25 protein-coding genes are annotated in these 24,599 nt (G+C 71.8%); 10 read left to right on the forward strand and 15 right to left on the reverse strand.

Annotated features, from left to right (window positions below; genetic code table 11):
- Positions 1–25 precede the first annotated feature (25 nt).
- The gene (coaBC, locus tag ACW9J6_RS22255) at positions 26–1,246 is read left to right on the forward strand and encodes a bifunctional phosphopantothenoylcysteine decarboxylase/phosphopantothenate--cysteine ligase CoaBC (RefSeq protein WP_457118694.1); all 1,221 of its coding nucleotides are present in this window, start codon (positions 26–28) and stop codon (positions 1,244–1,246) included.
- An 84-nt stretch (positions 1,247–1,330) separates the two neighbouring features.
- Complete coding sequence (locus ACW9J6_RS22260) at positions 1,331–1,537, forward strand: hypothetical protein (protein WP_457118695.1); 207 nt, start codon at positions 1,331–1,333, stop codon at positions 1,535–1,537.
- A gap of 129 nt (positions 1,538–1,666) precedes the next feature.
- Here the strand turns inward: ACW9J6_RS22260 and ACW9J6_RS22265 are convergent, their stop codons facing one another.
- Positions 1,667–3,166, reverse strand: a complete 1,500-nt coding sequence (locus ACW9J6_RS22265; protein ID WP_457118696.1) for a helicase HerA domain-containing protein — start codon at positions 3,164–3,166, stop codon at positions 1,667–1,669.
- Between the two features lie 248 nt (positions 3,167–3,414).
- Between ACW9J6_RS22265 and ACW9J6_RS22270 the strand changes: the two genes are divergently transcribed.
- Positions 3,415–3,777 (forward strand): helix-turn-helix domain-containing protein, encoded by a 363-nt coding sequence (locus ACW9J6_RS22270; RefSeq protein ID WP_457118697.1) that lies wholly within the window; start codon positions 3,415–3,417, stop codon positions 3,775–3,777.
- A gap of 288 nt (positions 3,778–4,065) precedes the next feature.
- Here the strand turns inward: ACW9J6_RS22270 and ACW9J6_RS22275 are convergent, their stop codons facing one another.
- Both ACW9J6_RS22275 and ACW9J6_RS22280 read right to left on the reverse strand, forming a co-directional pair.
- Positions 4,066–4,755, reverse strand: a complete 690-nt coding sequence (locus ACW9J6_RS22275; protein WP_457118698.1) for a glutathione S-transferase N-terminal domain-containing protein — start codon at positions 4,753–4,755, stop codon at positions 4,066–4,068.
- Between the two features lie 9 nt (positions 4,756–4,764).
- The gene (locus ACW9J6_RS22280) at positions 4,765–6,444 is read right to left on the reverse strand and encodes an L-lactate permease (RefSeq protein ID WP_457118699.1); all 1,680 of its coding nucleotides are present in this window, start codon (positions 6,442–6,444) and stop codon (positions 4,765–4,767) included.
- 185 nt (positions 6,445–6,629) lie between these two features.
- On the opposite strand from ACW9J6_RS22280, the gene ACW9J6_RS22285 reads away from it, so the two are divergent.
- From ACW9J6_RS22285 to ACW9J6_RS22300, 4 genes are all read left to right on the forward strand, one after another.
- The gene (locus tag ACW9J6_RS22285; RefSeq protein ID WP_457118700.1) at positions 6,630–7,049 is read left to right on the forward strand and encodes a CopG family transcriptional regulator; all 420 of its coding nucleotides are present in this window, start codon (positions 6,630–6,632) and stop codon (positions 7,047–7,049) included.
- A 103-nt stretch (positions 7,050–7,152) separates the two neighbouring features.
- Positions 7,153–8,418, forward strand: a complete 1,266-nt coding sequence (locus tag ACW9J6_RS22290; protein ID WP_457118701.1) for an extracellular catalytic domain type 1 short-chain-length polyhydroxyalkanoate depolymerase — start codon at positions 7,153–7,155, stop codon at positions 8,416–8,418.
- Between the two features lie 28 nt (positions 8,419–8,446).
- Positions 8,447–9,142 carry a helix-turn-helix transcriptional regulator gene (locus ACW9J6_RS22295; RefSeq protein WP_457118702.1) on the forward strand — a complete coding sequence of 232 codons (696 nt, stop codon included), beginning with the start codon at positions 8,447–8,449 and terminating at the stop codon, positions 9,140–9,142.
- 80 nt (positions 9,143–9,222) lie between these two features.
- Positions 9,223–9,603: a VOC family protein gene (locus ACW9J6_RS22300; RefSeq protein WP_457118703.1), complete on the forward strand. Its 381-nt coding sequence runs from the start codon at positions 9,223–9,225 to the stop codon at positions 9,601–9,603.
- A gap of 12 nt (positions 9,604–9,615) precedes the next feature.
- On the opposite strand, the gene ACW9J6_RS22305 is transcribed toward ACW9J6_RS22300, so the two are convergent.
- Positions 9,616–10,572 carry a DMT family transporter gene (locus tag ACW9J6_RS22305; RefSeq protein ID WP_457118704.1) on the reverse strand — a complete coding sequence of 319 codons (957 nt, stop codon included), beginning with the start codon at positions 10,570–10,572 and terminating at the stop codon, positions 9,616–9,618.
- Positions 10,573–10,762: 190 nt separating this feature from the next.
- On the opposite strand from ACW9J6_RS22305, the gene ACW9J6_RS22310 reads away from it, so the two are divergent.
- Complete coding sequence (locus ACW9J6_RS22310) at positions 10,763–11,101, forward strand: DUF1476 domain-containing protein (RefSeq protein WP_457118705.1); 339 nt, start codon at positions 10,763–10,765, stop codon at positions 11,099–11,101.
- A 9-nt stretch (positions 11,102–11,110) separates the two neighbouring features.
- Here ACW9J6_RS22310 and ACW9J6_RS22315 read toward each other — a convergent pair whose 3' ends face one another.
- The 11 genes from ACW9J6_RS22315 to ACW9J6_RS22365 form a co-directional block, all read right to left on the reverse strand.
- The gene (locus tag ACW9J6_RS22315) at positions 11,111–12,688 is read right to left on the reverse strand and encodes a SpoVR family protein (RefSeq protein WP_457118706.1); all 1,578 of its coding nucleotides are present in this window, start codon (positions 12,686–12,688) and stop codon (positions 11,111–11,113) included.
- A gap of 70 nt (positions 12,689–12,758) precedes the next feature.
- On the reverse strand, positions 12,759–14,069 hold the full coding sequence (locus ACW9J6_RS22320; RefSeq protein ID WP_457118707.1) for a YeaH/YhbH family protein: 1,311 nt from the start codon (positions 14,067–14,069) through the stop codon (positions 12,759–12,761).
- Between the two features lie 92 nt (positions 14,070–14,161).
- Positions 14,162–16,114 carry a PrkA family serine protein kinase gene (locus tag ACW9J6_RS22325; protein WP_457118708.1) on the reverse strand — a complete coding sequence of 651 codons (1,953 nt, stop codon included), beginning with the start codon at positions 16,112–16,114 and terminating at the stop codon, positions 14,162–14,164.
- A gap of 309 nt (positions 16,115–16,423) precedes the next feature.
- Positions 16,424–16,888, reverse strand: a complete 465-nt coding sequence (locus tag ACW9J6_RS22330) for a 4-aminobutyrate aminotransferase (protein ID WP_457118709.1) — start codon at positions 16,886–16,888, stop codon at positions 16,424–16,426.
- Positions 16,889–17,575: 687 nt separating this feature from the next.
- Positions 17,576–18,019 (reverse strand): hypothetical protein, encoded by a 444-nt coding sequence (locus tag ACW9J6_RS22335; protein ID WP_457118710.1) that lies wholly within the window; start codon positions 18,017–18,019, stop codon positions 17,576–17,578.
- Between the two features lie 13 nt (positions 18,020–18,032).
- The gene (locus ACW9J6_RS22340) at positions 18,033–18,536 is read right to left on the reverse strand and encodes a MerR family transcriptional regulator (RefSeq protein ID WP_457118711.1); all 504 of its coding nucleotides are present in this window, start codon (positions 18,534–18,536) and stop codon (positions 18,033–18,035) included.
- A 118-nt stretch (positions 18,537–18,654) separates the two neighbouring features.
- A complete protein-coding gene (locus tag ACW9J6_RS22345; RefSeq protein ID WP_457118712.1) occupies positions 18,655–18,969 on the reverse strand; it encodes an integration host factor subunit alpha in 315 nt (104 codons plus the stop codon).
- A gap of 103 nt (positions 18,970–19,072) precedes the next feature.
- On the reverse strand, positions 19,073–20,050 hold the full coding sequence (locus ACW9J6_RS22350) for a beta-ketoacyl-ACP synthase III (protein ID WP_457118725.1): 978 nt from the start codon (positions 20,048–20,050) through the stop codon (positions 19,073–19,075).
- Positions 20,051–20,081: 31 nt separating this feature from the next.
- A complete protein-coding gene (gene plsX, locus ACW9J6_RS22355; RefSeq protein WP_457118713.1) occupies positions 20,082–21,116 on the reverse strand; it encodes a phosphate acyltransferase PlsX in 1,035 nt (344 codons plus the stop codon).
- A 108-nt stretch (positions 21,117–21,224) separates the two neighbouring features.
- Entirely contained in the window at positions 21,225–21,725 is a 501-nt protein-coding gene (locus ACW9J6_RS22360) for a YceD family protein (RefSeq protein WP_457118714.1), read from the reverse strand.
- A gap of 58 nt (positions 21,726–21,783) precedes the next feature.
- Positions 21,784–22,329 (reverse strand): ubiquinol-cytochrome C chaperone family protein, encoded by a 546-nt coding sequence (locus tag ACW9J6_RS22365; protein WP_457118715.1) that lies wholly within the window; start codon positions 22,327–22,329, stop codon positions 21,784–21,786.
- 174 nt (positions 22,330–22,503) lie between these two features.
- On the opposite strand from ACW9J6_RS22365, the gene ACW9J6_RS22370 reads away from it, so the two are divergent.
- Both ACW9J6_RS22370 and ACW9J6_RS22375 read left to right on the forward strand, forming a co-directional pair.
- The gene (locus ACW9J6_RS22370; protein ID WP_457118716.1) at positions 22,504–22,968 is read left to right on the forward strand and encodes an outer membrane protein assembly factor BamE; all 465 of its coding nucleotides are present in this window, start codon (positions 22,504–22,506) and stop codon (positions 22,966–22,968) included.
- 275 nt (positions 22,969–23,243) lie between these two features.
- Positions 23,244–24,596 (forward strand): IS4 family transposase, encoded by a 1,353-nt coding sequence (locus ACW9J6_RS22375; RefSeq protein WP_457118717.1) that lies wholly within the window; start codon positions 23,244–23,246, stop codon positions 24,594–24,596.
- Positions 24,597–24,599: the final 3 nt, after the last annotated feature.

The following is a 24,599-nucleotide window of genomic DNA, read 5'->3' on the forward strand; positions in this document are numbered from 1 at the left end:
ATGCACCCCGCCTCCGAAGGACCTCATGACCCTCCCCCTCGCCCACCGCCGGGTGCTGCTCGTGATCGGCGGCGGCATCGCGGCCTACAAGTCCCTCGACCTGATCCGCCGCCTGCGCGAGCGGGGCGCGGCGGTCCGCTGCGTGCTCACCCAAGGTGCGCAGGGCTTCGTGACGCCGCTCGCCGCCGGCGCCCTCTCGGGAGAGCGCGTCCACACCGACCTGTTCGACCGCGACGACGAGGCCGATATCGGCCACATCAAGCTCGCCCGGCAGGCGGACGCGGTGGTGGTGGCCCCCGCCACGGCCAACCTGATGGCGCGAATGGCTGGCGGGCACGCGGACGACCTCGCCGCCACGGTGCTCCTCGCCACCACCCTGCCGATCCTGATCGCCCCGGCCATGAACGTGCGGATGTGGCTGCATCCGGCGACGCAGCGCAACCTCACGACCCTGCGGGGCGACGGCGTCGCGGTGGTCGGCCCCAATACGGGCGCCATGGCGGAGGCCGAGACCGGGCCGGGCCGCATGGCCGAGCCGCAGGAGATCGCCGAGGCCCTCGTCGCGCTCCTGGCGGCGCGCAGCCAGGCGGGTGCCCTGGCGGGCCGGCACCTCCTCGTCACCTCCGGGCCGACCCACGAGCCGATCGACCCGGTCCGCTACATCGCCAACCGCTCCTCGGGCAAGCAGGGCCACGCCATCGCGGCCGCCGCCGCCGCGGCGGGCGCCCGGGTGACGCTGGTCTCCGGACCCGTGTCCCTTCCCGACCCGCCCGGCGCGACGGTCGTCCGGGTCGAGACGGCCCGGGAGATGCTGGCGGCCGTCGAGGCGGCGCTTCCCGCCGACATCGCGGTCTTCGCCGCCGCCGTCGCCGATTGGCGCCCCGCCGCGGAGACGGACGAGAAGATCAAGAAGGGGCCGGGCGGGCCGCCCGGCCTCGCGCTGGTGGAGAACCCCGACATCCTCGCCACGGTGGCGCAGCGCCGCGAGGGACGCCCGCCCCTCGTGGTCGGCTTCGCGGCCGAAACCCACGAGGTCGTCGCCCACGCCCGCGCCAAGATCGCCCGCAAGGGCTGCGACCTCATCGTGGCCAACGACGTCTCGACCGGGACCGGCGTCATGGGCGGCGACCGCAACACCGTCCTGCTGATCGGTCGCGACGGCGCGGTCGAGACCTGGCCGACGCTGGGCAAGGACGAGGTCGCCCGCCGCCTCGTGGCCCACCTGGCCGGACTCGCCCGCGCCTGATGGCGCGCATTATATCGCAGGTCTCGATCCTTGGCGGGCAACGGATCGGCACTACACTTCCGGCCTCCCGCCCCGGAGGGCCCGATGCCCGTTCTCCTCGTCGTGGCGCTCGTCTGCGCCTCCACCCTCGACGCCAAGGACTGCACCCGCGAGACGGCGCAGGACGTGATCACCGCCCCGGCCCACTCGCCCCAGGAATGCCTGATGATGGGTCCGACGATGGTGGCCGGGGCCGGCCGCAGCCCGGATGCCAGCACCTACGTGAAGACCCTCTGCGAGCGGCGTCCCTGATACCACCGGTCATTGAAAATGACCTGTGGTTCCGCTCTCGAATTTTCGCCAAGCTTTTGCCTGGTATCGAAAATTCGAGATAGATCAACGGCCCGATGCGTCAGCATCCTGGGCCGTTGGTATGAACCCCTACTCGGCCGCGAACAGCCCGGGCGGCGGCGCGGCCGTCCCCTTGGGGTCGCCGGGGCCGGTCTCGAGGCCGAGGCTCGGGATCGCCACGACGCGGTTGCCGCGGAAATCCGTCCGGCAGACCACGGCGCCGCGGCTCTCCACGAAGGCCAGCAGCCGCCGCGCCCGGCCGGGCGAGCGCGAGCCGATGGCGCGGGCGAGCGCGTCGTCGGAGGGGCACGGGGCGCTGCTGCGCGCCGCGCGGGCCAGCAGCAGGAACAGCCCCTGCACCTCCTCGGGCAGTCCCGCGCAGGCGGCGAGCACGGCGTCGGCCTCGCCCTCCTGCTCCTCCGTGCCCTCCAGCCCGGCGCGGGCCACGGCGAGGCGGCGCCGGAAGGCCGGCAGGTCGAGGGGATCGCCGATCCGCCGCATCCGGCAGCGCACCAGGAAGTCCTGGTAGAGCACCGCCAGGGTGTGGTGGGTGGCGTCCGGGTCGGCGGCGATCTCGCGCAGGATCGCGGCGAGCGCGGCCTCGCGCTCCTCGGGTGCCAGGGCCGGCACCTCCTCGGGTTCCGCCTGGACCGGCCGGGCCTGGGCGAGCTGCTGCATCAGGTCGACGGACGAGGGCCGCGGGACGGGGCGCGGCGAGGGCACACGCACGGGCTCGTCGGCGCCGGGCGTGAGGATGAGGTCGCGCAGATCCTCCGCGGCGGGGACCGGCAGCGGCACGAGCTTGGGGCTCGTCGAGCGCGGCGCCGTCTCGACCGCGCCGATGCGCAGGGTGAGCGGGCGCTTCGACAGGGCCGGCCCCAGCGCCACGAAGGACCCGCGCTCCAGGTCGCGAAAGCTCTCGGCCTGGCGGCGCTCGAGGCCGAGCAGGTCGGCGGCCCGCGCCATGTCGATGTCGAGGAAGGTCCGGCCCATCAGGAAGTTCGACGCCTCGGCGGCCACGTTCTTGGCGAGCTTGGCGAGGCGCTGGGTGGCGATGACCCCGGCGAGGCCGCGCTTGCGGCCCCGGCACATCAGGTTGGTCATGGCGCCGAGCGACGCCTTGCGGGCCTCGTCCGAGACCTCGCCGGCCGCGGCCGGCGCGAAGAGCTGGGCCTCGTCGACCACCACGAGGACCGGGTACCAGTGGTCGCGCTCGGCATCGAACAGCCCGCCCAGGAAGGCGGCGGCGGCGCGCATCTGCGCCTCGACGTCGAGGCTCTCCAGGGTGAGCACCACCGAGACGCGGTGCGTGCGCACCCGCGCGGCGATGCGCTGCAGATCCGCCTCCCCGTGGGCGCCGTCCACCACCACGTGGCCGAAGCGGTCGGCCAGGGTAACGAAGTCGCCCTCGGGGTCGATCACCACCTGCTGCACGTGGGGCGCGCTCTGCTCCAGCAGGCGGCGCAAGAGGTGCGACTTGCCCGAGCCCGAATTGCCCTGGACGAGGAGACGGGTGGCGAGGAGTTCCTCCAGATCGAGGGCGGCGACCTCGCGGCCGCCCGCCACGCCCATCTCCACGCTGATCGTCATCACGGCTCCGCGGTCACCCGAACCGGGGTTCTAACACGGGCGGGCGGCCCCGCGATCCGCGCGGGGTGCAGGGGTCCACAGGGTTCGGTCGGATCCGTCGGTCCTGCGGCCGAGGCGCCACGGCGCGCCCGGATGCGCCAGGAGGCGGGCTGCGGCGGAGAGCCTTGTGAGAGATGCGCGGCTCGCGCAGGGTCCAACCATGATCACGCCGGCCGCGTTCGGGTGGAACGGCGGCCAGGAGCGCCGACATGGTATCCGTTGAGTTCCGCCTCGATCCCACTGCCCCGCCGTGCCCGTCGCCCGCGGAGGAGACCGCGCTCGACGCCTTGACGGATGCGGCGATCACCGCGGCGGCCGAGGCGGATCCGGACAACCCGCCGCTGACCGAGGCGGAGATCGCGCGCGGCCTCTTCGCCCGGGACGTCCGGCGGACCCGCAAGGGCCTCGCCCTGACGCAGGAGGGCTTCGCGGCGGCGCTCGGGATCCCGCTCGGCACGGTGCGGAACTGGGAGCAGGGACGGGTCCAGCCCGATCCCGCCCTGCGCGCGCTCATCCGCCTCGTTCACGACGACCCGCGGCGCGCCGTCCGGGTGCTCGCCACGGCGTCCTAAGATGAGACACCGGTTGTCCTGTGGATCTCCCCTTTTCCGGGCGCATGCAGCGTCAGCGGAATGCGACCCGGAAACCAGCGCAAAACTTCGCGAAGCGACCGCTTTTCAACACCGCTGCCAACAATAGGAGCCGCTTCGCGGCGAGTCCTGTGCTGGTTTCCGGATCTCCTTCCGCTGACGCGACAGTCGTCCGGAAAAGGGAGTGGGATTGAGCCAAACACCGAGACGGCTCGCTCTCATCCGCCGAGGTCAGCGTCGCCGGTGGAACCCGATGCGGGGCCAGCCGGATCAGAACGCCGTCAGCCCGGCCGAATCCGGCCCGAGCCGCGCCAGCATCCGCTGCCGCCAATCCTCGACCGGATCGTCGGCCTCGAGGAGCGCCCGCGCGCTCACGCCCCGCGCCCAGAGGAAGGCGCCCATCACGGCGCAATCGGCGTAGAGCGGCGCCGCTCCGCCGAGAAAGGGCTGCTCGCGGAGCACCGCCCGCACGGGCGACAGGGTCCGGCGCAGGACTTTGAGCTGCGCCTCGGGGTCCGGGCAGACCGCTTCCAGAGGCTTGCGGAACAGGGCCTCACGGGAGCGGCGGAAATAGTCCTTGTCGCCCTCGTCGAGCATCCCGTGGATGGCGGTGAGGAGGAGCGGCGCCAGCGCGGGATGCAGCACCCCGTCCGTCCAGTGGACGACGAACCGCGTGAGCGCCGCCCCGGCCGGCCCGCCGAACAGGCTCGGCCGGTGCGGATAGGCCTCCTCCAGATGGGCGGCGATGGCCGGCGAGAGGGCGATCGCCCGCTCGCCGTCGACCAGCACCGGGACCTTGTCGCTGCCCGCGAAGGCGATGGCGTCCTTCTCGGTGAAGCGCCAGGGCCGGCCCGCGAAGGCGAGCCCCTTGTGCTCCAGGGCGAGGCGGATCCGCCAGCAGAAGGGCGAGAAGCGCCGCGCCGGGTCGGCCCCGGCGAGTTCGTAGAGGGTGATCGCCATCGCGCCCCCTCAGCGCAGCACGAGCGCCGTGAAGGGCGGCACGTAGGCCTGCAGCATCACCATGCCGCCGACCAGGCAGGCGAGCGCGATCGAGTGCCAGAACACGAAGCGCAGGATCCGGCTCTCCTGGCCGAAATAGCCGGTGGCCGTGGAGGCGACGACAATCGATTGCGCGTCGATCATCTTGCCCATGACGCCGCCCGACGAGTTCGCCGCCGCCATCAGGATGCCCGAGAGACCGAGCTGCTCGGAGGTGATGCGCTGCAGCCCGCCGAAGAGCACGTTCGAGGCGGTGTCGGAGCCGGTGAGCGCGACGCCGAGCCAGCCGAGCAGCGTGCCGAAGAACGGGTACAGGATGCCGGTGCCCGCGAAGGCGAGGCCGAGGGTGGCGTCGACGCCCGCGTAGCGGGTGAGCACGCCGAGCGCCAGCATCGCCGCGATGGTGATGAGGGAGGTGCGCAGGACCCAGATCGTCTCGAGATAGGCCATGACCAGCCGCACCGGCCCGAAGCCCATGATGACGCCCGAGATCAGCGCCGCGATCAGCACGCCCGTGCCGGTGAAGGACATGTAGGTGAACAGGAACACCGCCGCCTCCGGCGCGGGCTTGGCCACCACCGGGGGCACCTTCATCACCATGTTGTGCAGGCCGGGCACCTCGTAGCGCCAGGTGAAGAGCGGGTTGACGAGATCCTTGAACCAGCCCGTGCCCCAGATCGCCACGATGACCGAGAGGATGATCCACGGCACCCAGGCCATGACGATCTCGCGCTGCGTGGCCGTCCGCGCCACGGCGGCGGCGCCGAGCGAGGCCGGCCGCGGCGGGGCGAAGGCCATGGAATCGTCGTGGGTGCGCAGGGCCGTCGAGGTCCAGATCTCGGCGGGGTGCCAGACCTTCAGGAAGGCGACGAGCGCGCCCATCGAGACGAGCGAGGCGCCGATATCGACGATCCAGGGATTGACGTAGTTCGAGATCAGGAACTGCGCCGCCGCGAAGGAGGCGCCGCAGACCAGCACCGCCGGCCAGATCTGGGCCATGCCGCGGAAGCCCGCGAAGACCACGATCAGCCAGAAGGGCACGAGCAGCGAGAAGAAGGGCAGCTGCCGCCCGATCATCGCGCCAAGGAGATAGGGGTCGTAGCCCGTGACGGAGGCGAGGCCCTGGATCGGCGCGCCGAGCGCCCCGTAGGCCACCGGCGCCGTGTTGGCGATCAGCGACAGGCCCGAGGCGGCGAGCGGCGAGAAGCCGAGCCCGATCAGGATCGCGCCCGTCACGGCCACCGGCGTGCCGAATCCCCCGGCCCCCTCGAAGAAGGCGCCGAACGCGAAGGCCACCAGCAGCAATTGGAGCCGCCGGTCCGCCGTGATGTCGGCGACCGATTGCTGCAGGGTCGCGAACCAGCCCTTCTCCACCGTCAGCCGGTAGAGGAAGATCACGTTGAGGATGATCCAGCCGATCGGGAAGAGGCCGGTGGCGATGCCGAAGGCCGTGGCCCGCGCGGCGAGGCCCGCCGGCATGCCGAACACCAGCGTGGCCACCAGCACGGCGATCACCAGCGCGATGACGGCAGCGATGTGGGCCTTCACCTTACCGCTGGCGATGAGCGCGAGGAGCGCCACGACCGGCACGGCGGCGGCCGCCGTCGACGCCCAGGCGTTCCCGAAGGGGTCGTAGACCTGGTTCCACATGGCGTTCCTCCCTGTTCTGGAGGGGGCGCTTAACAGAGGGTTGCGGAAGCCTCAACGCTCGCGCTTGCCGTGCGTCTTCGTCCTTCGGAGGGGGACGCGGCCGAAAATATTTGCTGCACCGCACTTGCTGCACTTGCGAAAGAGAGCCATCTTCCATCCCGTTGGATGGTGATGGGATGGTGCGTATGAGCGGGAGCGTCCAGGAGCTGCGGCCCCGGCCCGGCGACAGCGAGAAGATCACGGTGAATCTCGGCTACGTCGATCTGGGGCACGTGGACCTGCTGGTGCGCGACGGCTTCTACGCCAACCGCACGGACTTCATCCGCACGGCAATTCGCAACCAGATCGACCGGCACGGGGAGGCGACGCGCCTCTCGGTGGCGCGCAAGAGCGTCGAACTCGGGCTGCGCCACTTCGCCCGGGAGGACCTGGAGGCGGCCCGCGACGCGGGACGCCCGCTGGCCATCCGGGTGCTCGGGCTCGCCACGATCGCGCCGGACGTGACGCCCGACCTCGCCCGGGCCGCGATCGCCTCCGTGGAGGTGCTCGGCGCCCTCCACGCCAGCCCCGCGGTGAAGGCCGCCCTCGCCGACCGCATGCGCTGACCGGGGCGGCCCCGCCCCGCCGCGGAGGCTCCGCCTTCTCGCAACGGCACCGGACCGCGCGGCCCGGTGCCCTCTCCTCTCGCGTCCGCAGGACGAGGCTCAGATGCGCAAGACGATCCTTCCCGGAATGGCCGAGGCGACCCGCCTCACCCGAGCCGGGCGCCTCGGCGAGGCGCTCTCGGTGATCCAGCGGGCCGTGCGCGGCGGGTCCACCGACGCGCCGTCGCCCGCTCCCACCACGCCCGGCCCGAAGGCCAAGGCGGCCTCCAAGAGCACCGCCGCCCTCGGCACGACCGTACCGCTCCGGGTCCTTCCGGGCGGCACCCCGGCATCCGCGCGGCCGGCCCCGCAGCCGCGTCCGGCCGCCGCGTCCCGCCCGGCGGCGGCGCAGCGCCCGGCCGCGCCGGAGCCGCGCCTGTTCCCGGTGGGCCTGCCCGAGGGGCTACGCGACGTCGCCCGCGAGATCGGCCGGACGATCGGGCCGGTCCTCGAAGGGCTGGTCGAGCCCGCCAAGGCGCCGACCGCGCCGGGCGCCGGAGACTTCGTCGCGCGCAGCTTCGCCAACGCGGCCGGCCAGCGCGCCTACAAACTCTACGTTCCGCCGGGCTATCGCGGCCAGGCGGTGCCCCTCGTCGTGATGCTGCACGGCTGCACGCAGTCGCCGGACGATTTCGCGGCGGGCACCGGCATGAACCGGATCGCCGAGGCGGAGACCTTCCTGGTCGCCTACCCGGCGCAGACCGCCTCCGCCAACCACGCCCGCTGCTGGAACTGGTACAACACGGGCGACCAGCGCCGCGACCGCGGCGAGGCCTCGATCCTGGCCGGCATCGCCCGGGCGGTGATGGAGGAGTACGCGGTCGATCCGCGGCGGGTCTATGTGGCCGGGCTCTCGGCCGGGGGCGCGGCGGCCGCGAACCTCGCGGCGGCCTATCCGGACCTGTTCGCGGCGGCGGGCATCCATTCGGGCCTCTGCGCCGGGGCCGCGAGCAGCCTGCCGGCGGCCCTGCGCGCCATGCGGGAGGGGGCGGAGGCCCCGTCCCGGCCCGATCAGGTGCTGCCCACCATCGTGTTCCACGGGGACCAGGACGGGACCGTGCATCCGCGCAACGGCGCGGCGATCGTCGCGGCGACCGGCGCCACGCCCTTGCGCGAGGAATCCGGCGTCTCGCCGAACGGGCGGGCGTGGCGCCGCAGCATCCTGGCGGACGGGCGCGGGCGCCCGAGCGTCGAGCACTGGGTGATCCAGGGCAGCGGCCACGCCTGGTCGGGGGGCGACGCGGCCGGGAGCTACACCGACCCGAGCGGGCCCGACGCCTCCCGGGAGATGTGGCGCTTCTTCAAGGCGCATCCCAAGCCGCGGCGGTGAGAACGCGCGGGCCGCGAGAGAGGCGCGCATGTCCCGCTCCGAGCGCCTGCTCGACCTCCTGCAGCTGCTGCGGCGTCACCGGCAGCCGGTGAGCGGCCGGGCGCTCGCCGCGGAGCTGGGGGTCAGCCTGCGCACCCTCTACCGCGACATCGCGAGCCTCCAGGCGCACGGCGCCACCATCGAGGGCGAGCCGGGCGTCGGCTACGTCCTGCGGCCGGGTTTCCTGCTGCCGCCGCTGATGTTCACGCCGGAGGAGATCGAGGCCCTGGTGCTCGGCTCGCGCTGGGTGGCCCGGCGGGCGGACGGGCGCCTGCGCGACGCCGCGCAGAGCGCGCTCGCCCGCATCAGCGCCATCCTGCCGGCGGACCTGCGCGCGGAGATGGAGGCGGGCGCGCTCCTGGTCGGACCGGGCGCCGCGCGCGCCGAGGACGGGGTCGATCCGGCGCTGCTCCGCCGGGCGATCCGCGCCGAGCGCAAGCTCGCCCTCACCTATCGCGACGCGTCCGGGCGCGACACGCACCGCATCGTCTGGCCCTTCGCCCTCGCCTTCTTCGATCAGGTGCGCCTGCTCCTCGGGTGGTGCGAGCTGCGCGGGGATTTCCGCTCCTTCCGCACCGACCGCATCGCCGCGGCCGAGCCGCTGGACGCCCGCTACCCTGCGCGCCGCCAAGCCCTGATGCGGGACTGGCGCCGGGCGCAGGGCCTGGCGCAGGCCGATTTCTGATGCTGACGGAACCTGGCAGCAGCGCCCGCTAAGGCTCGCCCCGGTCCCAGCCGGGACGGAGCGAGCCCACGAGCGAACCGATGAGCCATCCCGAGACCGAGAGCAGCATCGTCCTCCTGTACGTCACCGACCCCGCGGCGAGCCGGCGCTTCTACGCGTCCGTCCTCGCGCGCGAGCCCGTCGAGGTGAGCGCGACCTTCGTGCTCTTCGTCCTGCCCTCCGGGCTGTCCCTCGGGCTGTGGGGGGCGTCCGGCGTGGCGCCGCGCCCCGAAGCGACGGGCGGGGGCGCGGAGCTCGGCTTCAAGCTCGCGAGCGCCGCCGCGGTCGACGCCGCGCATACGGTCTGGGAGGCCCGGGGCGCGCGCATCCTCATGCCCCCGACCGACCTCGATTTCGGGCGCAGCTTCCTCGCCGCCGATCCGGACGGGCATCGGCTGCGCGTCTACGCCCTGGCCGGATGAGGGGACGGCGCGTCAGCCCGCGACCGGGCCTTCACGGCGCGCCACCCGGTGCCGCTCGAAGGCCCGGATGGCCGCGACCACGCCGACGACGATGAGCACCGCGCCCGCCAGTTCCGGCCCGGTCGGCGGGCGCGCCTCGTACAGGATGCCGTAGATCAGCCCGAACACGCTCTCGCTGACGATGAGCTGCGCGGCGAGCGCGAGGCTGAGCCGCCGCGAGGCGACGACCCAGCACCAGGTCGCGAGCCACGAGCCGGGAATGCCGAGCAGCAGCGCCCAGGCGGCGAAGCGCAGCGCCTCGCCGCCGAGCGGCCCGGCCGGCAGCCATCCGCTCCCGGCCCAGGAACTGAGCGGCAGGAGCGGCAGCACCGCGAGCCCGGCGCCGAGGCCCTGCAGCCCCGTCCAGGGAAGCGGGGCGGGCGCCCGCTCCTGGCGCGCCGCGCCCTCGTTGAGGAGCGCGTAGACGATCCAGATCGCCAGCGCCACCGCCGACCACAGGATGCCCTCCAGCACCGCCCGGCGCGACAGGAGGTCGGGGCTGTCCGCCAGGGCGGCGGCGTTCACGGCGAGGAGCCCCGCCCCGATCAGCGCCAGGGGCCCGGCGAGCGCCCGCCACGGCAGGTCCCGGTCGCGCCAGTTGCCGAGCACGCCGAGCACCACCGGCAGTGCCCCGATGACGAGCGGCGGGATGACGGGCCCGGCGAGGTGCACGGCCCGCGCCGCGCAGATGAAGTAGGCCACGTAGCCGATCGCCCCGAGCGCCAGGCCCCGGGCCAGGAGGCGGGCCGGGGGCCGGTCCGGCCGGAAGCGCGCATCGAGGGCCATCAGGCCCAGCGAGGCGAGCCCGAACACCGCGTAGCGCGCGATGGCGAGGTCGACCATCGAAAAGGGGGCGACGGCGCGAGGCGCCACGAAGGTCAGCCCCCAGAGCGCGCCGGTAGTCAGGGCCGCCAGGATGCCGAGGATCATCGCGGCTCGGGGACTGCGCGGCGGGCGGCGCCGATCGGGAGGGCGTGGGTGGCGGGCATGCGTCGCCTTAGCGGCCGAACGGGCCGCGCGGTCAAGGGCCGCCGCGCCTCCGCGAAGCGTGAACCGGGACGATCTGGCAATCGCGTCCGATCGGCGTAGCATCCGCACCCGCCGCAGCAGGGAGGAGCCGATGACGACCCTTTTCGAGGAGCGCGAACGCGCCTTCGAGGCCTTGTTCGCCCACGAGGAGGAGATCCGGTTCCGGACCCTGGTGCGCCGCAACCGGATGATCGGGACCTGGATGAGCGACCGCCTCGGCCTCTCCGCGCCGGAGGGCGAGGCCTATACGCGGCGGCTGGTCGAGGCGATCGCCACGCCGCTCACCGACGCGGCGCTGCTGGCGCGGCTGCGCGGCGAGCTGACGGAGCGCGGGCAGAGCGACGCCGCGGCGGAGCTGCCGGGGCTGTTCGCGCGCGCCCAGGCCGAGGCCGCGCTCGCCGTCAAGGCCGAGGAGAGCCGGGCGGGCTGACGGCGCGCCTCAGAAGAAGGTCGGCCGGGCGGTGGCGGTGTGCTCCTTCAGCACCGCCCCGGAGGCCGGGTCGACCTCCTTGAGCACCACGTCGTAGCCCCAGAGATCCGCGAGGTGCTGGAGCACCCGGTGAGCATCGTCCTTCTGCAGCAGCACCCGGTTCAGCACCCGATGCTGCAGGATCAGCCGGCGGTCGCCCTCCAGGTCCACGTCGACCACCTCGATGTCCGGGTCAAGCCAGGCCACGTCGTATTGCCGGGCGAAGGCCCGGCGCAGGCGGCGGTAGCCGCGCTCGTCGTGGATCGCCTCCACCCGCAATTCCGGCTGGTCGGGATCGTCCACCACGTGGAACAGCCGCAGCTGGCGCATCAGGCGCGGCGACAGGAACTGCGCGATGAAGCTCTCGTCCCGGTAATTCTCCCAGACGTCGCGCAGCACCCCCATCGGGTCGCGGCAGCCGGCGATGTCCGGGAACCAGGCGCGGTCCTCCTCGGTCGGGTCGGTGGCGATCCGGGCGATGTCGGTCATCATGGCGAAGCCGATCGCGTAGGGGTTGTGCCCCCCGTAGTGCCGGTCCTCGTAGGTCGGCTGCCGGATCACGTTGGTGTGCGACTGCAGGAATTCGAGGTAGGAGGCCTCGCTGATCCGGCCCGTCTCCGACAGGCGGGTCATGATCTGGTAGTGCGAGTAGGTGGCGCAGCCCTCGTTCATCACCTTGGTCTGGCGCTGCGGGTAGAAGTACTGCGCCACGTGGCGGACGATGCGCAGGATCTCGCGCTGCCAGGGCTGCAGCCGCGGCGCCACCTTCTCCAGGAAGTAGAGGATGTTCTCCTGCGGCAGTTCCAGCAGGGCGCGGCGGCGCTCGGCCGAGAGGTTCGGGGCGTCGGCCTTGGCCTTGGCGGGGAGCGTGCGCCAGAGGTCGTTGTACATCCGCTCCTGGTGCTCCTGGCGCTCGCGCTCGCGGCGCTGCTCGGAGGACAGGTCGGGCCGCTTCTTGCGGGGATAGCGGTGCACCCCCTGGTTCATCAGGGCGTGGGCGGCGTCGAGCACCGCCTCGACCGCCCCGTGGCCGTAGCGCTCCTCGCAGCGGGAGATGTAGCCCTTGGCGAAGTCGAGGTAGTCGAGGATGCCGTCCGCGTCCGTCCACTGCCGGAACAGGTAGTTGTTCTTGAAGAAGTGGTTGTGGCCGAAGGCGGCGTGGGCGATCACCAGCGTCTGCATCGTCGCCGTGTTCTCCTCCATGATGTAGGAGATGCACGGGTTCGAGTTGATGACGATCTCGTAGGCGAGCCCCATCAGGCCGCGGCGGTAGCCGGCCTCGTGCTGGGCGAAGTGCTTGCCGAAGGACCAGTGCTTGTAGAAGAGCGGCATGCCGATCGACGCGTAGGCGTCGAGCATCTGCTCGGCCGTGATGATCTCGATCTGGTTCGGATACCAGGACAGGCCGAGTTCCGGCCCGGCGATCGCCTCGCAGGCATCGTGGATGCGCCGGATGGTGTCGAAGTCCCAGTCATTGCCGGTGAAGAGAAGCTCTCCGGCCCGGGCCAGGGCGGGCCGCGGCATCACCCCGGTGGTCGGTGCGTTCATCGGACCTCGAACCTCGCGTGTATCCCGGTCAAGCCAGGCTCCCCTCGGATTGCGGCCGTGTCGCGGCGGCTCAGACGCTGGCCGATTCCTGCCCGGCCTTGCGGGCGAACAGCTCCCGGAACACCGGGTAGATGTCGCGCCGGTGGTTGACCTTGCGCATGGCAAGCACCGGGTTCGTCTTGGAGACGGGCTCGTAGGTGCGCCAGAGCGTGGTGCGGTGCTCCACGAACCCCGCCCGCGGCCCGGTCTCGTCCCCCACCTCCAGGTAGGCGAAGTGCTGGCAGGCCGGCAGGATCGAGGAGCGCAGCAGCTCCTGCGAGGTCGAGGAATCGCTCGACACGTTGTCCCCGTCCGACGCCTGGGCGGCGTAGATGTTCCAGTCCTCGGGGTTGTAGCGCTCGGCGACGATCCGCTTCATCTCGACCAGCGCCGAGGAGACCAGGGTGCCGCCGGTCTCCCGCGAGCCGAAGAAGGTGTCCTCGTCCACCTCCTTGGCCTGGTCGGTGTGGCGGATGAACACGATCTCGACGTGCTTGTAGCGGCGCACCAGGAAGATGTGCAGCAGGATGTAGAACCTCTTGGCGAGGTCCTTCATGTGCTCGGTCATCGAGCCCGAGACGTCCATCAGGCAGAACATCACTGCCTGGGCGACCGGGCGCGGATAGGGCTCGAAGCGCCGGAAGCGCAGGTCGATCGGGTCGATGTAGGGGATGCGCTGGCTGCGGATGCGCAGCCGCTCCACCTCCTCGCGCAGGGCGACCGTCTCGGGCGCCTCGGGTGCGCGCGCCTCGGCCTCGGCGAGGTCCGCCTCCAGGGCCGCGAGGTCGTCGGTCTTCGGCCGCTTGAGGGCGATGCGCCGCGACAGCGAGTTGCGCAGGGTCCGGGTCAGCGCGAGGTTGGCGGGGGAGCCCAAGGTCATGTAGCCGGCGCGCCGCAGGGCCGGCGTCTCGACCACGGCGAGGCGGCGCTTGGCGAGGTCGGGCAGTTCCAGGTCCTCCAGGAAGAGTTCGAGGAACTCCTCCCGGGTCAGCATGAACTGGAAGGAATCCTCGGAATCCTGGCCGCCCTCCCCGGCCTGGCCGCCTCCGCCCCCGCTCTGGCCGCGGGGCGGGCGCTCGATCGTGTCGCCCTCGATGTAGGTCTTGTTGCCGGGCAGGATGTGGTCCTGCACGCCCGAGCCGGGGGCCCGGCTGAAGCGGGGCTCGCGCACGCCGTCCGCCGGGACGGTGACGCTGGCCTCCTTGTCGATGTTGCGGATGTCGCGGTCGCGGGCCGCCTCGCGCACGGCACGCTGGGCCACGTCGCGCACCCGGCGCAGGAAACGCTGCCGGTTCGCCAGGGACTTGCCGCCCGGATTGAGGCGCCGATCGATAATGTGCATCAGGCGAAACTTCCGATCACGCCATCTTACCCTACCGGGCGGCTCCCGGCATCAGCAACCGCGGGGAGCCGGGACACCGGCCCTCGCCCCGATCAGCCCGCCTGCTTCACGCGCATGTACCACTCGACCAGGCGGCGCACCTGGCGCTCGGTGTAGCCCCGCGCCCGCATCCGCTCCACGAACTCGCCGTGCTTCTTCTCGGTCTCGCTGTCCTTCTTCGAGCCGAAGGAGATCACCGGCAGCAATTCCTCCACCTGGCTGAACATCCGCCGCTCGATGACCTCGCGGATCTTCTCGTAGGAGGTCCAGGACGGGTTGCGCCCGCCGTGCTGCGCCCGCGAGCGCAGGGCGAACTTCACCACCTCGTTGCGGAAATCCTTCGGGTTGGCGATGCCCGCCGGCTTCTCGATCTTGGTGAGTTCCTGATTCAGGAGCTCCCGGTTGAGCAGCTGCCCGGTCTCCGGATCCTTGAAGTCCTGGTCCTCGATCCAGGCGTCCGCGTAGTCGATGTAGCGGTCGAACAGGTTCTGCCCGTAATCGTGGTAGGATTCGAGGTAGGCCTTCTGGATCTCGTGCCCGATGAACTCCGCGTAGCGCGGGGCGAGCTCGCCCTTGATGAATTCCAGGTAGCGCTTCTCGGTCTCGGGCGGCAGCTGCTCGCGGCGCAGGGACTGCTCCAGCACGTACATCAGGTGGACCGGGTCGGCCGAGACCTCGGTGGTGTCGTGGTTGAAGGTCGCGGCCATGACCTTGAAGGCGAAGCGGGTCGAGATGCCGTCCATGCCCTCGTCGACGCCGGCCGAGTCCTTGTACTCCTGGAGGGACCGGGCGCGGGGATCGACCTCGCGCAGGGACTCGCCGTCATAGACCCGCATCTTGGAGAAGACGTTGGAGTTCGGGTGCTCGCGCAGGCGCGAGAGCACCGAGAACCGCGCCAGCATCTCCAGCGTGCCCGGCGCGCAGGGCGCCGCCGCCAGTTCCGAGCCGGAGACCAGCTTCTCGTAGATCCGCTGCTCCTCGGTCACCCGCAGGCAATACGGCACCTTGATGACGTAGATGCGGTCGATGAAGGCTTCGTTGTTCTTGTTGGTCTTGAAGCTCTGCCACTCGGCCTCGTTCGAGTGGGCCAGGATGATGCCCGAGAACGGGATCGCCCCGATATTCTCGGTGCCGACGTAGTTGCCCTCCTGCGTCGCGGTGAGCAGGGGGTGCAGCATCTTGATCGGCGCCTTGAACATCTCGACGAATTCGAGAATGCCCTGGTTCGCCCGGTTCAGGCCGCCCGAATACGAGTAGGCGTCGGGATCGGCCTGGCTCAGGGTCTCGAGCTTGCGGATGTCGACCTTGCCGACCAGGGACGAGATGTCCTGGTTGTTCTCGTCGCCCGGCTCGGTCTTGGCGACGGCGATCTGGCGCAGGCGCGAGGGCCGGACCTTGACCACTTTGAACTGCGTGATGTCGCCGCCGAACTCGTCCAGGCGCTTGAGGCACCAGGGGCTCATCAGGCCGGTGAGGCGCCGCCGCGGGATGCCGTAGCGCTCCTCGATCGCCGCCCCCATGGTCTCGGGGTCGAACAGCACGAGCGGGCTCTCGAAGACCGGGCTCAGCTCGTTGCCGGCCTTGAGCACGTAGATCGGGTGCACCTCCATCAGGGACTTGAGGCGCTCGGCCAGGGACGACTTGCCGCCCCCGACCGGTCCGAGCAGGTAGAGGATCTGCTTGCGCTCCTCCAGCCCCTGCGCGGCGTGGCGGAAGAAGGAGACGATCCGCTCGATCGTCTCCTCCATGCCGTAGAATTCCGAGAAGGCCGGGTAGATCCGGATGGTCCGGTTCATGAAGATCCGGCCCAGGCGTGAATCCCGCGCGGTGTCCACGAATTCCGGCTGGCCGATCGCCTCCAGGATCCGCTCCGGGGCGCTCGCGTACATCAGGGGATCGTTGCGGCACGCTTCGAGGTACTCGGACAGCGTCAGTTCCGCGTCACGGCGGGCCTCGTAGCTGCGGGCAAAGGTCTGAAACAGGTCGCTCGCTGACGGCATTGGCATTCCGAACCCTCACGACATCGCCAGCTTCATCCTGTCCCGCCTCCAATGCAATCGATATCCCCATGTTTGTCGCAGTGCGGCGACGGTGGGGAATTGCGCAGGACGGGTGAGCGGGGCCATACGACACGGCTCGGACGCGCCGCCGGGACCGTGCTCCTGCGGAAAGTCGCAGGTCCATCAAGGCGAAGCCCGCCGCGACCGCGCGCACTGTGCCGGATCCGACACACCCGTTGCGGTTTTGCGGAACCGTTGCGGGGACGGTTCCGCCTTCGCTCCGCCGGGAAACGCGGGATGGGGTCCCGACGTTCCTCAGAGGTCGGTGGCGTCGCTCTTCGCATCGCTCTTGGCGTCGCCCTTCGAGTCACCCTTGGACTCGCCCTTGGCCTCGCCGCCGACCTTGATCCGGATCGTGCGGGTGACGGTAGCGCCGTCGGTGCCCTTCACCTCGACGGTCGCCTCGTCGGTGCCGGTGAAGCCCGCCTTGCTCTCGTAGACCAGCGCCTGGATGGTGGTCTCGGCGTTCGGGCAGCGATAGGTGGCGGGCGTCTTGGTGCGCCCGGCGCGCTGGGTCAGCGTCCCGTTCTTGGGCGCCGCGGTGACCTTCAGCTCGGGCTGGGGTCCCAGCGAGCAATCCTTCTTGAGGTTGGGCACGGCGAGCACGCGGATCTGCTTGCCGGTCGCGACGCTGCGCTCGATGGTCTTGGCACTCTGGGCCAGCGCCGGACCGCCGAGCACCGCGCCGGCCGCGACGAGCGCGAGGATGAGACGGGTCATGGGGATTCTCTCCGAGGAAGCTCCGCGGCAGGCATGTGGGGAAGGGGGCGGGGAACGTCGAGGGCCGCCCCGCCCGAACCCTCCCGCCCGTTGCGGGCTGCCGTGGGCACACATCTTTGTGCCGGCTCATCAGCTGACCGCGTCTGGAAAACACAACACTCCTCATGCTGAGGTGCTGCGGCGATCGAAGATCGCGCGCAGCCTCGAAGCACCCCTGTCCAGACCGTCCGAGGCGTGAGCCCTGGAACGGCGCTCTGGGGTGCGTGCGGGCCTGCGGCCCGCCAGAGGCTCCCTTCGGTCGCACCTCAGCATGAGGAGGTGGGTTTGTTGCCGTAAGACGGGTTTGATGCTGTGGCTCACCATCACCTGACTGGCTGAAATCGAGCGGTCTTCAGCTCGATCGGCGTCGGCTGAGTTTTGCGATGCTTTGCGAGCGATCGCGCAGTGGGTGCGGCTGAGCGATGAAGGATCCGCTCGAAGTCTGATCGATCGGAACGATCATCCTTTTGATATAGAACATGTTTTCCTATGCTGTATGCACACGGTCGCCTCTGCGGGGAAGGGTCATGGCGCCGCCCCGCCCTCAGTGCAGCACGAGCATCACGAACAGGTTGAACAGCCCGAGCAGCGCGATGCCGCCGAGCCACGTCCAGTAGCCTCGGCCCTCGACCGGGTAATCGCCGAACATCACGCCTCCCCTCGCCCGCTTCCCGAGGCCTGCAGCACCGCCATCACCGAGCCCGTCACCTTGGCGATCTGGGCCGGCGTGAACTCGCCGGCCAGCGCCAGGGCGAGCTGGGCCTCGATGCGCTCGCGCTCCCCCGCATCCCCGATCGGGTCGGGCGGGATATCGCTCTCGGCGAGCCCGCACGCCTCCCGGATCGTGTCCGCCGCCCGCCGCAGCACCGCGCGCTGGTCGGGCGCCATGTCCCAGAGGGGATGGCGCAGGCGGGCGATCACCCGCTTGGCGTCGCGGTAGTCGCGGTCGACGGCGGTCAGGGCCTCGACCTGGCTCACCAGCAGCACGAGTTCGAGCACGTCGGCCGTCGCCTCGGGGCAGGTGCGCACGATGCGCATCAGCCGGGCGATCAGCGCCGTGGTCGGCGAAGCGTGGCGGGGCGGGTCGGCCATGTCCGGGGAACGCCTACTCCTCCGCAAGGTTCTCGACGGGCGACGGATTTTCGCGCGGCGGCCCCTCCCGGAACGCCGCGAGGCGGGTCCGGCAGGCGACGAGGTCGTCGTGGATGCGCACCAGCGCGGCCCGGTCCTCCGGCGCGAGCGGCGGGCCGGCCGGCGCGTCGCGGGGCAGCTCCGCCTCCGCGAAGGCGGCCGGCGCCACCTGCTCGCCCCGCCCGACCGCCTGGACGAAGCGCATGCCGCGCTCGCGCAGGATCTGCTGCACGCCCCGGATCGTGTAGCCCTGGCCGTAGAGGAGCCGGCGCACCCCGCGCAACAGGTCGACGTCGTCCGGCCGGTAGTAGCGGCGGTTGCCGCCGCGCTTGAGCGGCCGGATCTGGCTGAAGCGGGTCTCCCAGAAGCGCAGCACGTGCTGCGGCAGGTCGAGATCCTCCGCCACCTCGCTGATGGTGCGGAATGCGTCCGGAGCCTTCTCGCCGCCCGGCTCGCCGGCGGCCGCCAGCGTCGTCATGCGCGGGACCTCCCGCCTTCAGCCGCATCCGGCCGGGCCGCAGGCCCGGCGCCGTCGAAGGAGACCAGAGTGGCGTCGGACGGGCGCCGCCGCAATCGCGCACCACCGCGCAGGCGCCTCACTCCTCGTCGGGTTCCGCCGTCCCGCCGTTGATGCGGGCCTTGAGCACGTTCGAGGGCTTGAACACCATCACCCGGCGCGGCTCGATCGCCACCTCGACGCCGGTCTTGGGGTTGCGCCCGACGCGCCTGCCCTTGTCGCGGACCACGAAGGAGCCGAAGGAGGAGAGCTTCACGGTCTCGCCCGCGGCGAGGCAGCCGCAGATCTCCGACAGCACCGTCTCGACGAGGGCCGCCGATTCGGTCCGCGACAGGCCCACGCGCTGGTAGACCGCCTCGGTCAGGTCGGCCCGCGTGACCGTCTTGCCTGTCATCGTGCCTCTCCCGGACGGATCTCAACAAACCGAGATATGTCTATGATCGGGCACGCTAATCGGGCGCGGTCGCTTGGTCAACCGGAGCCGACGTCTTTTCCCGTCACCAGCGGATGAGGGCGCTGCCCCAGGCGAAGCCGCCGCCGATCGCCTCGATCATCACGAGGTCGCCGCGCCGGATCCGCCCGTCCCGGCAGGCGGCGTCGAGGGCGAGGGGAATCGAGGCCGCCGAGGTGTTGCCGTGGCGGTCGACGGTGAGCACGACCTTCTCGCGGGCGATGCCGAGCTTGTCGGCGGAGGCCTCGATGATGCGGCGGTTGGCCTGGTGGGGCACGAACCAGTCGAGGTCCGCCGCCGTCGTTCCCGTGGCCGCGAAGGCGTCCGCGACCACGTCGGTGACGGAGCCCACCGCGAAGCGGAAGACCTCCTTGCCGACCATGCGCAGCTTGCCGGTGGTGGCGGTCGAGCCCGGCCCGCCATCGACGTACAGCTTCTCCCGGTGGCGCCCGTCCGAGCGCAGGTGGCTCGTGAGCACGCCGCGGTCGCCCGAATGGCCCTCGCCGGGCTGCGCCTCCAGCACGATCGCCCCGGCCCCGTCGCCGAACAGCACGCAGGTGGTGCGGTCCTCCCAGTCGAGGAGGCGCGAGAAGGTCTCGGCGCCGATGACGAGCGCGCGCTTGGCGGCGCCGGTGACCAGGAACTTGTCGGCGGTGGCGACCCCGTAGACGAAGCCGGCGCAGACCGCCTGGAGGTCGAAGGCCGCCCCGCCGTGGATGCCGAGCCCCTCCTGGATCTGCGTCGCCGTGGACGGGAAGGTGTGGTCGGGCGTCGATGTGGCGCAGAGGACGAGGTCGATCTCCGACGGGTCGAGCCCGGCCGCGTCGAGGGCCGCCCGGGCGGCCCGGATGCCGAGCACCGAGGTGGTCTCGTCCGGGCCGGCCACGTGGCGCTGGCGGATGCCCGTGCGCTGGACAATCCACTCGTCGGAGGTGTCGACCCGGGCCGCGAGCTCGTCGTTGGTGACGATGGTCGGGGGCAGGTAGGCGCCGCAGCCCCGCACCACCGAGCGCAGGCGGGTCATGCCGGGCTTCTGGGACACACGCAATCCTCCCTCACGCCGAAGCCCCGGCCGGCGTCGTCTCGAGCATGTCGCGGATGGTCCGCATCAGGTCGTGGCGGGCCATGTCCGCGGCGAGCTCGATCGCGGCCGCGAAACCGTGCGCGTCCTCCGAGCCGTGGCTCTTGATGACGATGCCCTCGAGGCCGAGGAACACGCCGCCATTGGCCCGGCTCGGGTTCATCTTCTCGCGCAGGGCGTCGAAGGCGCCGCGCGCGAACAGGTAGCCGATCTTCGCCATCAGGGTCCGGCTCATCGCGCTCTTGAGATACTGCCCGATCTGCTTGGCGGTTCCCTCGGCGGTCTTGAGCGCGATGTTGCCGGTGAAGCCCTCGGTCACCACCACGTCCGTGGTGCCGCGGCCGAGATCCGTCCCCTCGACGAAGCCGTGGTAGTGCAGGGTCGTCAGCTCCGCCTCGCGCAGGCGGCGGGCGGCCTCCTTGACGGCCTCGTTGCCCTTCATCTCCTCGGTGCCGACGTTGAGGAGCCCCACCGTCGGCCGGTCGAGGTCGAACACGATCCGCGCCATGGCGGCGCCCATCAGCGCCATCTCGACGAGGTGCTCCGCGTCGGTGCCGATCGTCGCCCCGACGTCGAGCACGACGCTCTCGCCGCGCACCGTCGGCCACAGGCAGGCGATCGCCGGCCGCTCGATGCCCGCCATGGTCTTGAGGCAGATCTTCGACATGGCCATCAGGGCGCCGGTGTTCCCGGCCGAGACCGCGGCCTCCGCCTCCCCGTCGCGCACGGCCTGGATCGCCCGCCACATCGAGGACTTGCCGCGCCCGGCCCGGACCGCCTGGCTCGGCTTGTCGTCCATGGCGACGGCGACGCTGGTGTGGTGGATCTCGACGGCACCGGCGAGCCGGGGCTCGGCCGCCACCATCGGCGCCAGCACCGCCTCGTCGCCGAACAGCAGGAAGCTCGTCTCAGGGCGGCGCTCGCGGGCGATCGCCGCGCCGGGCACCACCGTGGAGGGGCCGTGGTCGCCGCCCATCGCGTCGAGCGAGATGCGCACTCTCTGGGACATGGGCGTGTCGACGAGCCTCGTTCCGGCGGCGGACGGACAGGGGGGTGCCGCGGCGCGGCGGAAAATAGCGGCCCGGCGCCGGGCCGCAAACGAATTCTCGGGGGCCGGTCATTCCTCCTTCAGGCTGCGCAGGCCCGCGAAGGGGTGCTCGCCGGCCTCGGCCGCCGGAGGCTCGAAGGCGACGCCCGGCTTCCTCGGGTAGGGATCGAGCCCCAGCGCCAGGAACTCCGCCGTGAGGCTGCCGAGGTCGATGCGCCCGTTGACGATCGGGTCGGGGATCTCGGCATCCTCGGCGGCCGTGCCCGCGAAGGCGTCGGGCGCGGCGAAATCCACGTCGACCTCCTCGCGCAGCGTCGAGTCGAAGGGCTCGAGCGTCACCACGCAGGTCTGCGCGAGGGCGGCCTCGACGGTGCCCGTCACCTGCAGGCGGTGGAGCGAGCCCTGGAGGCGGTAGCGCCCGATGAGGCTGTGGATCGCCGGCAGGCCGAAATCGCGCGCCAGGGCCGCGCGCTCCTCCTCGTTCGCCTCGACGGTGATCTCCCCGCCGGCCTTGAGGGTGCGCTCGACCATGACCGGGCGGGAGAGCGGGCCGATGGGTTCGGGGGTCATGGAGTCCTCCTCGGGGGTTGGATCGGGATCCGGACGGCGCGCCGGCCGTGCCGGGCCGTCAGGCCGCCCGGAACGCGGCCGGGTCGGGCAGGACGGGCCCCTGCGCCATCAGCCCGTCGAGATCCTGCCCGGCGAGGGCGGCGGCGGCGGCCGTCACGTAGGCGGCCAGCGGCCGGCCGGCCTCGGGGGACGCCCCGCCGAGAACGTTGCGGGCCAGCGACGCGGCCAGCGCCGCCTCGTCCCGGGCGTCGAGGGCGTCGTCGTAGGCCTGCGCCCGCCCGTAGAAGGCCTGGGCGAGCTTCTTCATGCGCTTGGCGACGCCGAGGTCGCCGACCCCGAGTTCGCGCAGGGACGCGTCGAGCTGCGCGAAGACCGAGTCGACGAGGTCCTGGGCGATGTCCGCGGCCGGGGCCGGGAGCCCGCGCAGGCCGCGCAGGGTCAGGATGACGTGGAGGCAGAGGATCTCGAAGCGGCCCTCGACGGTGTCGGGGACGCCGAGATCGAGGTAGAGGGCGGGCACCCGGGCGGCCGCGTTGATGCGGATGTGCAACGCCTCGATGGCGCGCCGCCGTCCGTCCTCGCGCCGGAAGAGATTGCGGAGCATCGGTCCCCTCACTGCCAAAGCCTTGCACGGGCGCCGGTTTCCCGCCCGGCCGGGGTGCCGGGGCGCCCGCCGGGCAAGCGTGGCCGTGCCTTGCCAACGCCACAACCCCGGGGTACGGCAACGGTCCGTTCCGGCGCAAGGGCGCCGTCCTTTCGCGCGTTCCAGAGGGTCGCGATGCCGCGTCGCTTCATTCCGTCGCTCACCCGCCTCGCCGCGGCGGGGCTGCTCGGCCTGTCGGTGGCCGGCTGCGTGATCGGCGAGGAGTTCCGCCACGGCTACCTGATCGACGAGGCCGCGGTCGCCCAGGTCAAGCCGGGCACCAGCGCCGAGCAGGTCCTGCAGCTCCTGGGCACGCCCTCCACGGTCTCCACCGTGGGCAACAAATCCTGGTACTACATCAGCCAGAACACCAAGCGCACGGTGATGTTCCTGGGCGAGCGGCCGGAGGACCAGCGGGTGCTCGCGGTCTACTTCAATGGCGGCTTCAAGGTGGAGCGGGTGGCGCTCTACGGCGAGCAGGACGGGCGGGTGTTCGACTTCATCTCGCGCACGACGCCGACGAGCGGCGGCGAGCAGGCCTTCCTCGGCCAGCTCCTGCGCGGCCTGACCAAGTACGAGCCGTTCAAGAACGCGCAGTAGGGAGCGCGCCGGGAACCCTCTCCTCCGACGGCTCGCTCATTCACACTTCGCCGGATGAGGTGCGGGTTTCTCTTCTCCCCGCGTGCGGCACGGCTGTCCGGTGAAAATTGGAGGCCCCTTTTCGTGCGCTTTGGTCTCCGAAAAAGGCTACGTTAGCAGAAAACTATGCCATCCCAGCTCGCGCCGGATCCCCTCTCCCGAGTGGGCTACGGCCTGTACGGATCTGATTCGCTCGGTTCGTGTTGTGAGCCTTTGCGCTGTGCGGGAGGCTTTGCATGGACGGACTTGGGGTCGGCGACATCCGCACCGAGGCGCGCGGCGCTTGGCTGTTTGATCGGATCGTGACCACCGGCAGCGTGGTGCTGAGCACGGTCGGGGGCAGCGAGGCCGGCACGGCCGCAGCCCATCGCTACCTGTCCTCGCCGCACACGAGCGTGGGCGCCATCCTGCGGGCGTTTGGCGCGCGCACGGCCCAGGCCTGTGCCGGCCGCGCGGTCGTGGCGGTGCAGGACACGAGCGAGATCAACTTCACCCCGCTGGCGGCGGGCCGTCACGGGCTCGGGCCCGCCGGCAACGGGCGCAATCCCGGCTTCTTCCTGCACCCGGTCGTGGCGGTCGACGCACAGGACGAGGCGATCCTGGGGCTGGTCGATGCCCAGATCTGGACGCGGGCGGACGCGCCGGTCAAGCCGCGGGCGGGCCGGCCGATCGCGGACAAGGAGAGCCGGCGCTGGGGTGTGGGCGCGCAGGCCGCGCAGGCCCGCCTGGGCGAGAGCGCGGCGAGCCTGATCGTGGTGGCCGACCAGGAAGGCGACATCTACGATCACGTCGCGCGCTGTCCGGCGGGCACCGACCTGCTGGTGCGCGCCCGCCACGACCGGGCGCTGGCCACGGGGGGCGCGATGACGGCGGAGGCGGCGCGCTGGCCGGTCCTGGCCGAGGATACGGTGACGGTCCCCGCCCGGCCGGGCCGGCCCGAGCGCACCGCACGGGTGCAGTTGCGGGCCGGATCGCTGGTGGTGAAGCGGCCAGCGGGCGAGCCGAAGAGCCTGCCGGGCGCGCTGCCGCTGAGCCTGGTGACGGTGGAGGAGCCCACCCCGCCCGACGGTCAGGCGCCGCTGTGCTGGCACCTTCTGAGCACGCGCCCGGTCGCGACCGCCGCCGAGGCGCGCGAGACGGTGCGGCTGTACCGGCTGCGCTGGCGCATTGAAGAGGTGTTCCGCGCGCTCAAGCGGGACGGGCTGGGCCTGGACGCGACGCAGATGCGGGTGCCCGACAAGCTGTTCCGGCTGGCGGCTTTGGCGCTGGGGGCGGCGGTGCGCATCCTGCAGTTGGTCGATGCCCGCACGGGCGGCGGGCGGCCGATGCAGGACGTGCTCGACGCGGTCGCCTTGCCCGTGGTGGCGCAGCTGGGCCGGGCCTGCGAGGGCAGTACGGCACGCCTGCAGAACCCACACCCACCGGGGACGCTGGCCTGGCTGTCTTGGATCGTGGCCCGGCACGGCGGCTGGAACGTCGCCGGCAAGCCGCCGGGACCCAAGATCATGGCCCGCGGCTGGCAGCGCTTCGCCGCCATGCTCGCCGGCGCAATCCTCGCAGACCCCGACTCACTTCCGTCAAGGCCGTAGCCC

The sequence above is a fragment of the Methylobacterium sp. JK268 genome (genome assembly GCF_054052225.1).

Bases quoted from the DNA above. Each gene is read 5' to 3' on its own strand.
- coaBC (WP_457118694.1), top strand. From the start codon at position 26: ATGACCCTCCCCCTCGCCCACCGCCGGGTGCTGCTCGTGATCGGCGGC.
- ACW9J6_RS22260 (WP_457118695.1), top strand. From the start codon at position 1,331: ATGCCCGTTCTCCTCGTCGTGGCGCTCGTCTGCGCCTCCACCCTCGAC.
- ACW9J6_RS22265 (WP_457118696.1), bottom strand. From the start codon at position 3,166: ATGACGATCAGCGTGGAGATGGGCGTGGCGGGCGGCCGCGAGGTCGCC.
- ACW9J6_RS22270 (WP_457118697.1), top strand. From the start codon at position 3,415: ATGGTATCCGTTGAGTTCCGCCTCGATCCCACTGCCCCGCCGTGCCCG.
- ACW9J6_RS22275 (WP_457118698.1), bottom strand. From the start codon at position 4,755: ATGGCGATCACCCTCTACGAACTCGCCGGGGCCGACCCGGCGCGGCGC.
- ACW9J6_RS22280 (WP_457118699.1), bottom strand. From the start codon at position 6,444: ATGTGGAACCAGGTCTACGACCCCTTCGGGAACGCCTGGGCGTCGACG.
- ACW9J6_RS22285 (WP_457118700.1), top strand. From the start codon at position 6,630: ATGAGCGGGAGCGTCCAGGAGCTGCGGCCCCGGCCCGGCGACAGCGAG.
- ACW9J6_RS22290 (WP_457118701.1), top strand. From the start codon at position 7,153: ATGCGCAAGACGATCCTTCCCGGAATGGCCGAGGCGACCCGCCTCACC.
- ACW9J6_RS22295 (WP_457118702.1), top strand. From the start codon at position 8,447: ATGTCCCGCTCCGAGCGCCTGCTCGACCTCCTGCAGCTGCTGCGGCGT.
- ACW9J6_RS22300 (WP_457118703.1), top strand. From the start codon at position 9,223: ATGAGCCATCCCGAGACCGAGAGCAGCATCGTCCTCCTGTACGTCACC.
- ACW9J6_RS22305 (WP_457118704.1), bottom strand. From the start codon at position 10,572: ATGATCCTCGGCATCCTGGCGGCCCTGACTACCGGCGCGCTCTGGGGG.
- ACW9J6_RS22310 (WP_457118705.1), top strand. From the start codon at position 10,763: ATGACGACCCTTTTCGAGGAGCGCGAACGCGCCTTCGAGGCCTTGTTC.
- ACW9J6_RS22315 (WP_457118706.1), bottom strand. From the start codon at position 12,688: ATGAACGCACCGACCACCGGGGTGATGCCGCGGCCCGCCCTGGCCCGG.
- ACW9J6_RS22320 (WP_457118707.1), bottom strand. From the start codon at position 14,069: ATGCACATTATCGATCGGCGCCTCAATCCGGGCGGCAAGTCCCTGGCG.
- ACW9J6_RS22325 (WP_457118708.1), bottom strand. From the start codon at position 16,114: ATGCCAATGCCGTCAGCGAGCGACCTGTTTCAGACCTTTGCCCGCAGC.
- ACW9J6_RS22330 (WP_457118709.1), bottom strand. From the start codon at position 16,888: ATGACCCGTCTCATCCTCGCGCTCGTCGCGGCCGGCGCGGTGCTCGGC.
- ACW9J6_RS22335 (WP_457118710.1), bottom strand. From the start codon at position 18,019: ATGGCCGACCCGCCCCGCCACGCTTCGCCGACCACGGCGCTGATCGCC.
- ACW9J6_RS22340 (WP_457118711.1), bottom strand. From the start codon at position 18,536: ATGACGACGCTGGCGGCCGCCGGCGAGCCGGGCGGCGAGAAGGCTCCG.
- ACW9J6_RS22345 (WP_457118712.1), bottom strand. From the start codon at position 18,969: ATGACAGGCAAGACGGTCACGCGGGCCGACCTGACCGAGGCGGTCTAC.
- ACW9J6_RS22350 (WP_457118725.1), bottom strand. From the start codon at position 20,050: ATGACCCGCCTGCGCTCGGTGGTGCGGGGCTGCGGCGCCTACCTGCCC.
- plsX (WP_457118713.1), bottom strand. From the start codon at position 21,116: ATGTCCCAGAGAGTGCGCATCTCGCTCGACGCGATGGGCGGCGACCAC.
- ACW9J6_RS22360 (WP_457118714.1), bottom strand. From the start codon at position 21,725: ATGACCCCCGAACCCATCGGCCCGCTCTCCCGCCCGGTCATGGTCGAG.
- ACW9J6_RS22365 (WP_457118715.1), bottom strand. From the start codon at position 22,329: ATGCTCCGCAATCTCTTCCGGCGCGAGGACGGACGGCGGCGCGCCATC.
- ACW9J6_RS22370 (WP_457118716.1), top strand. From the start codon at position 22,504: ATGCCGCGTCGCTTCATTCCGTCGCTCACCCGCCTCGCCGCGGCGGGG.
- ACW9J6_RS22375 (WP_457118717.1), top strand. From the start codon at position 23,244: ATGGACGGACTTGGGGTCGGCGACATCCGCACCGAGGCGCGCGGCGCT.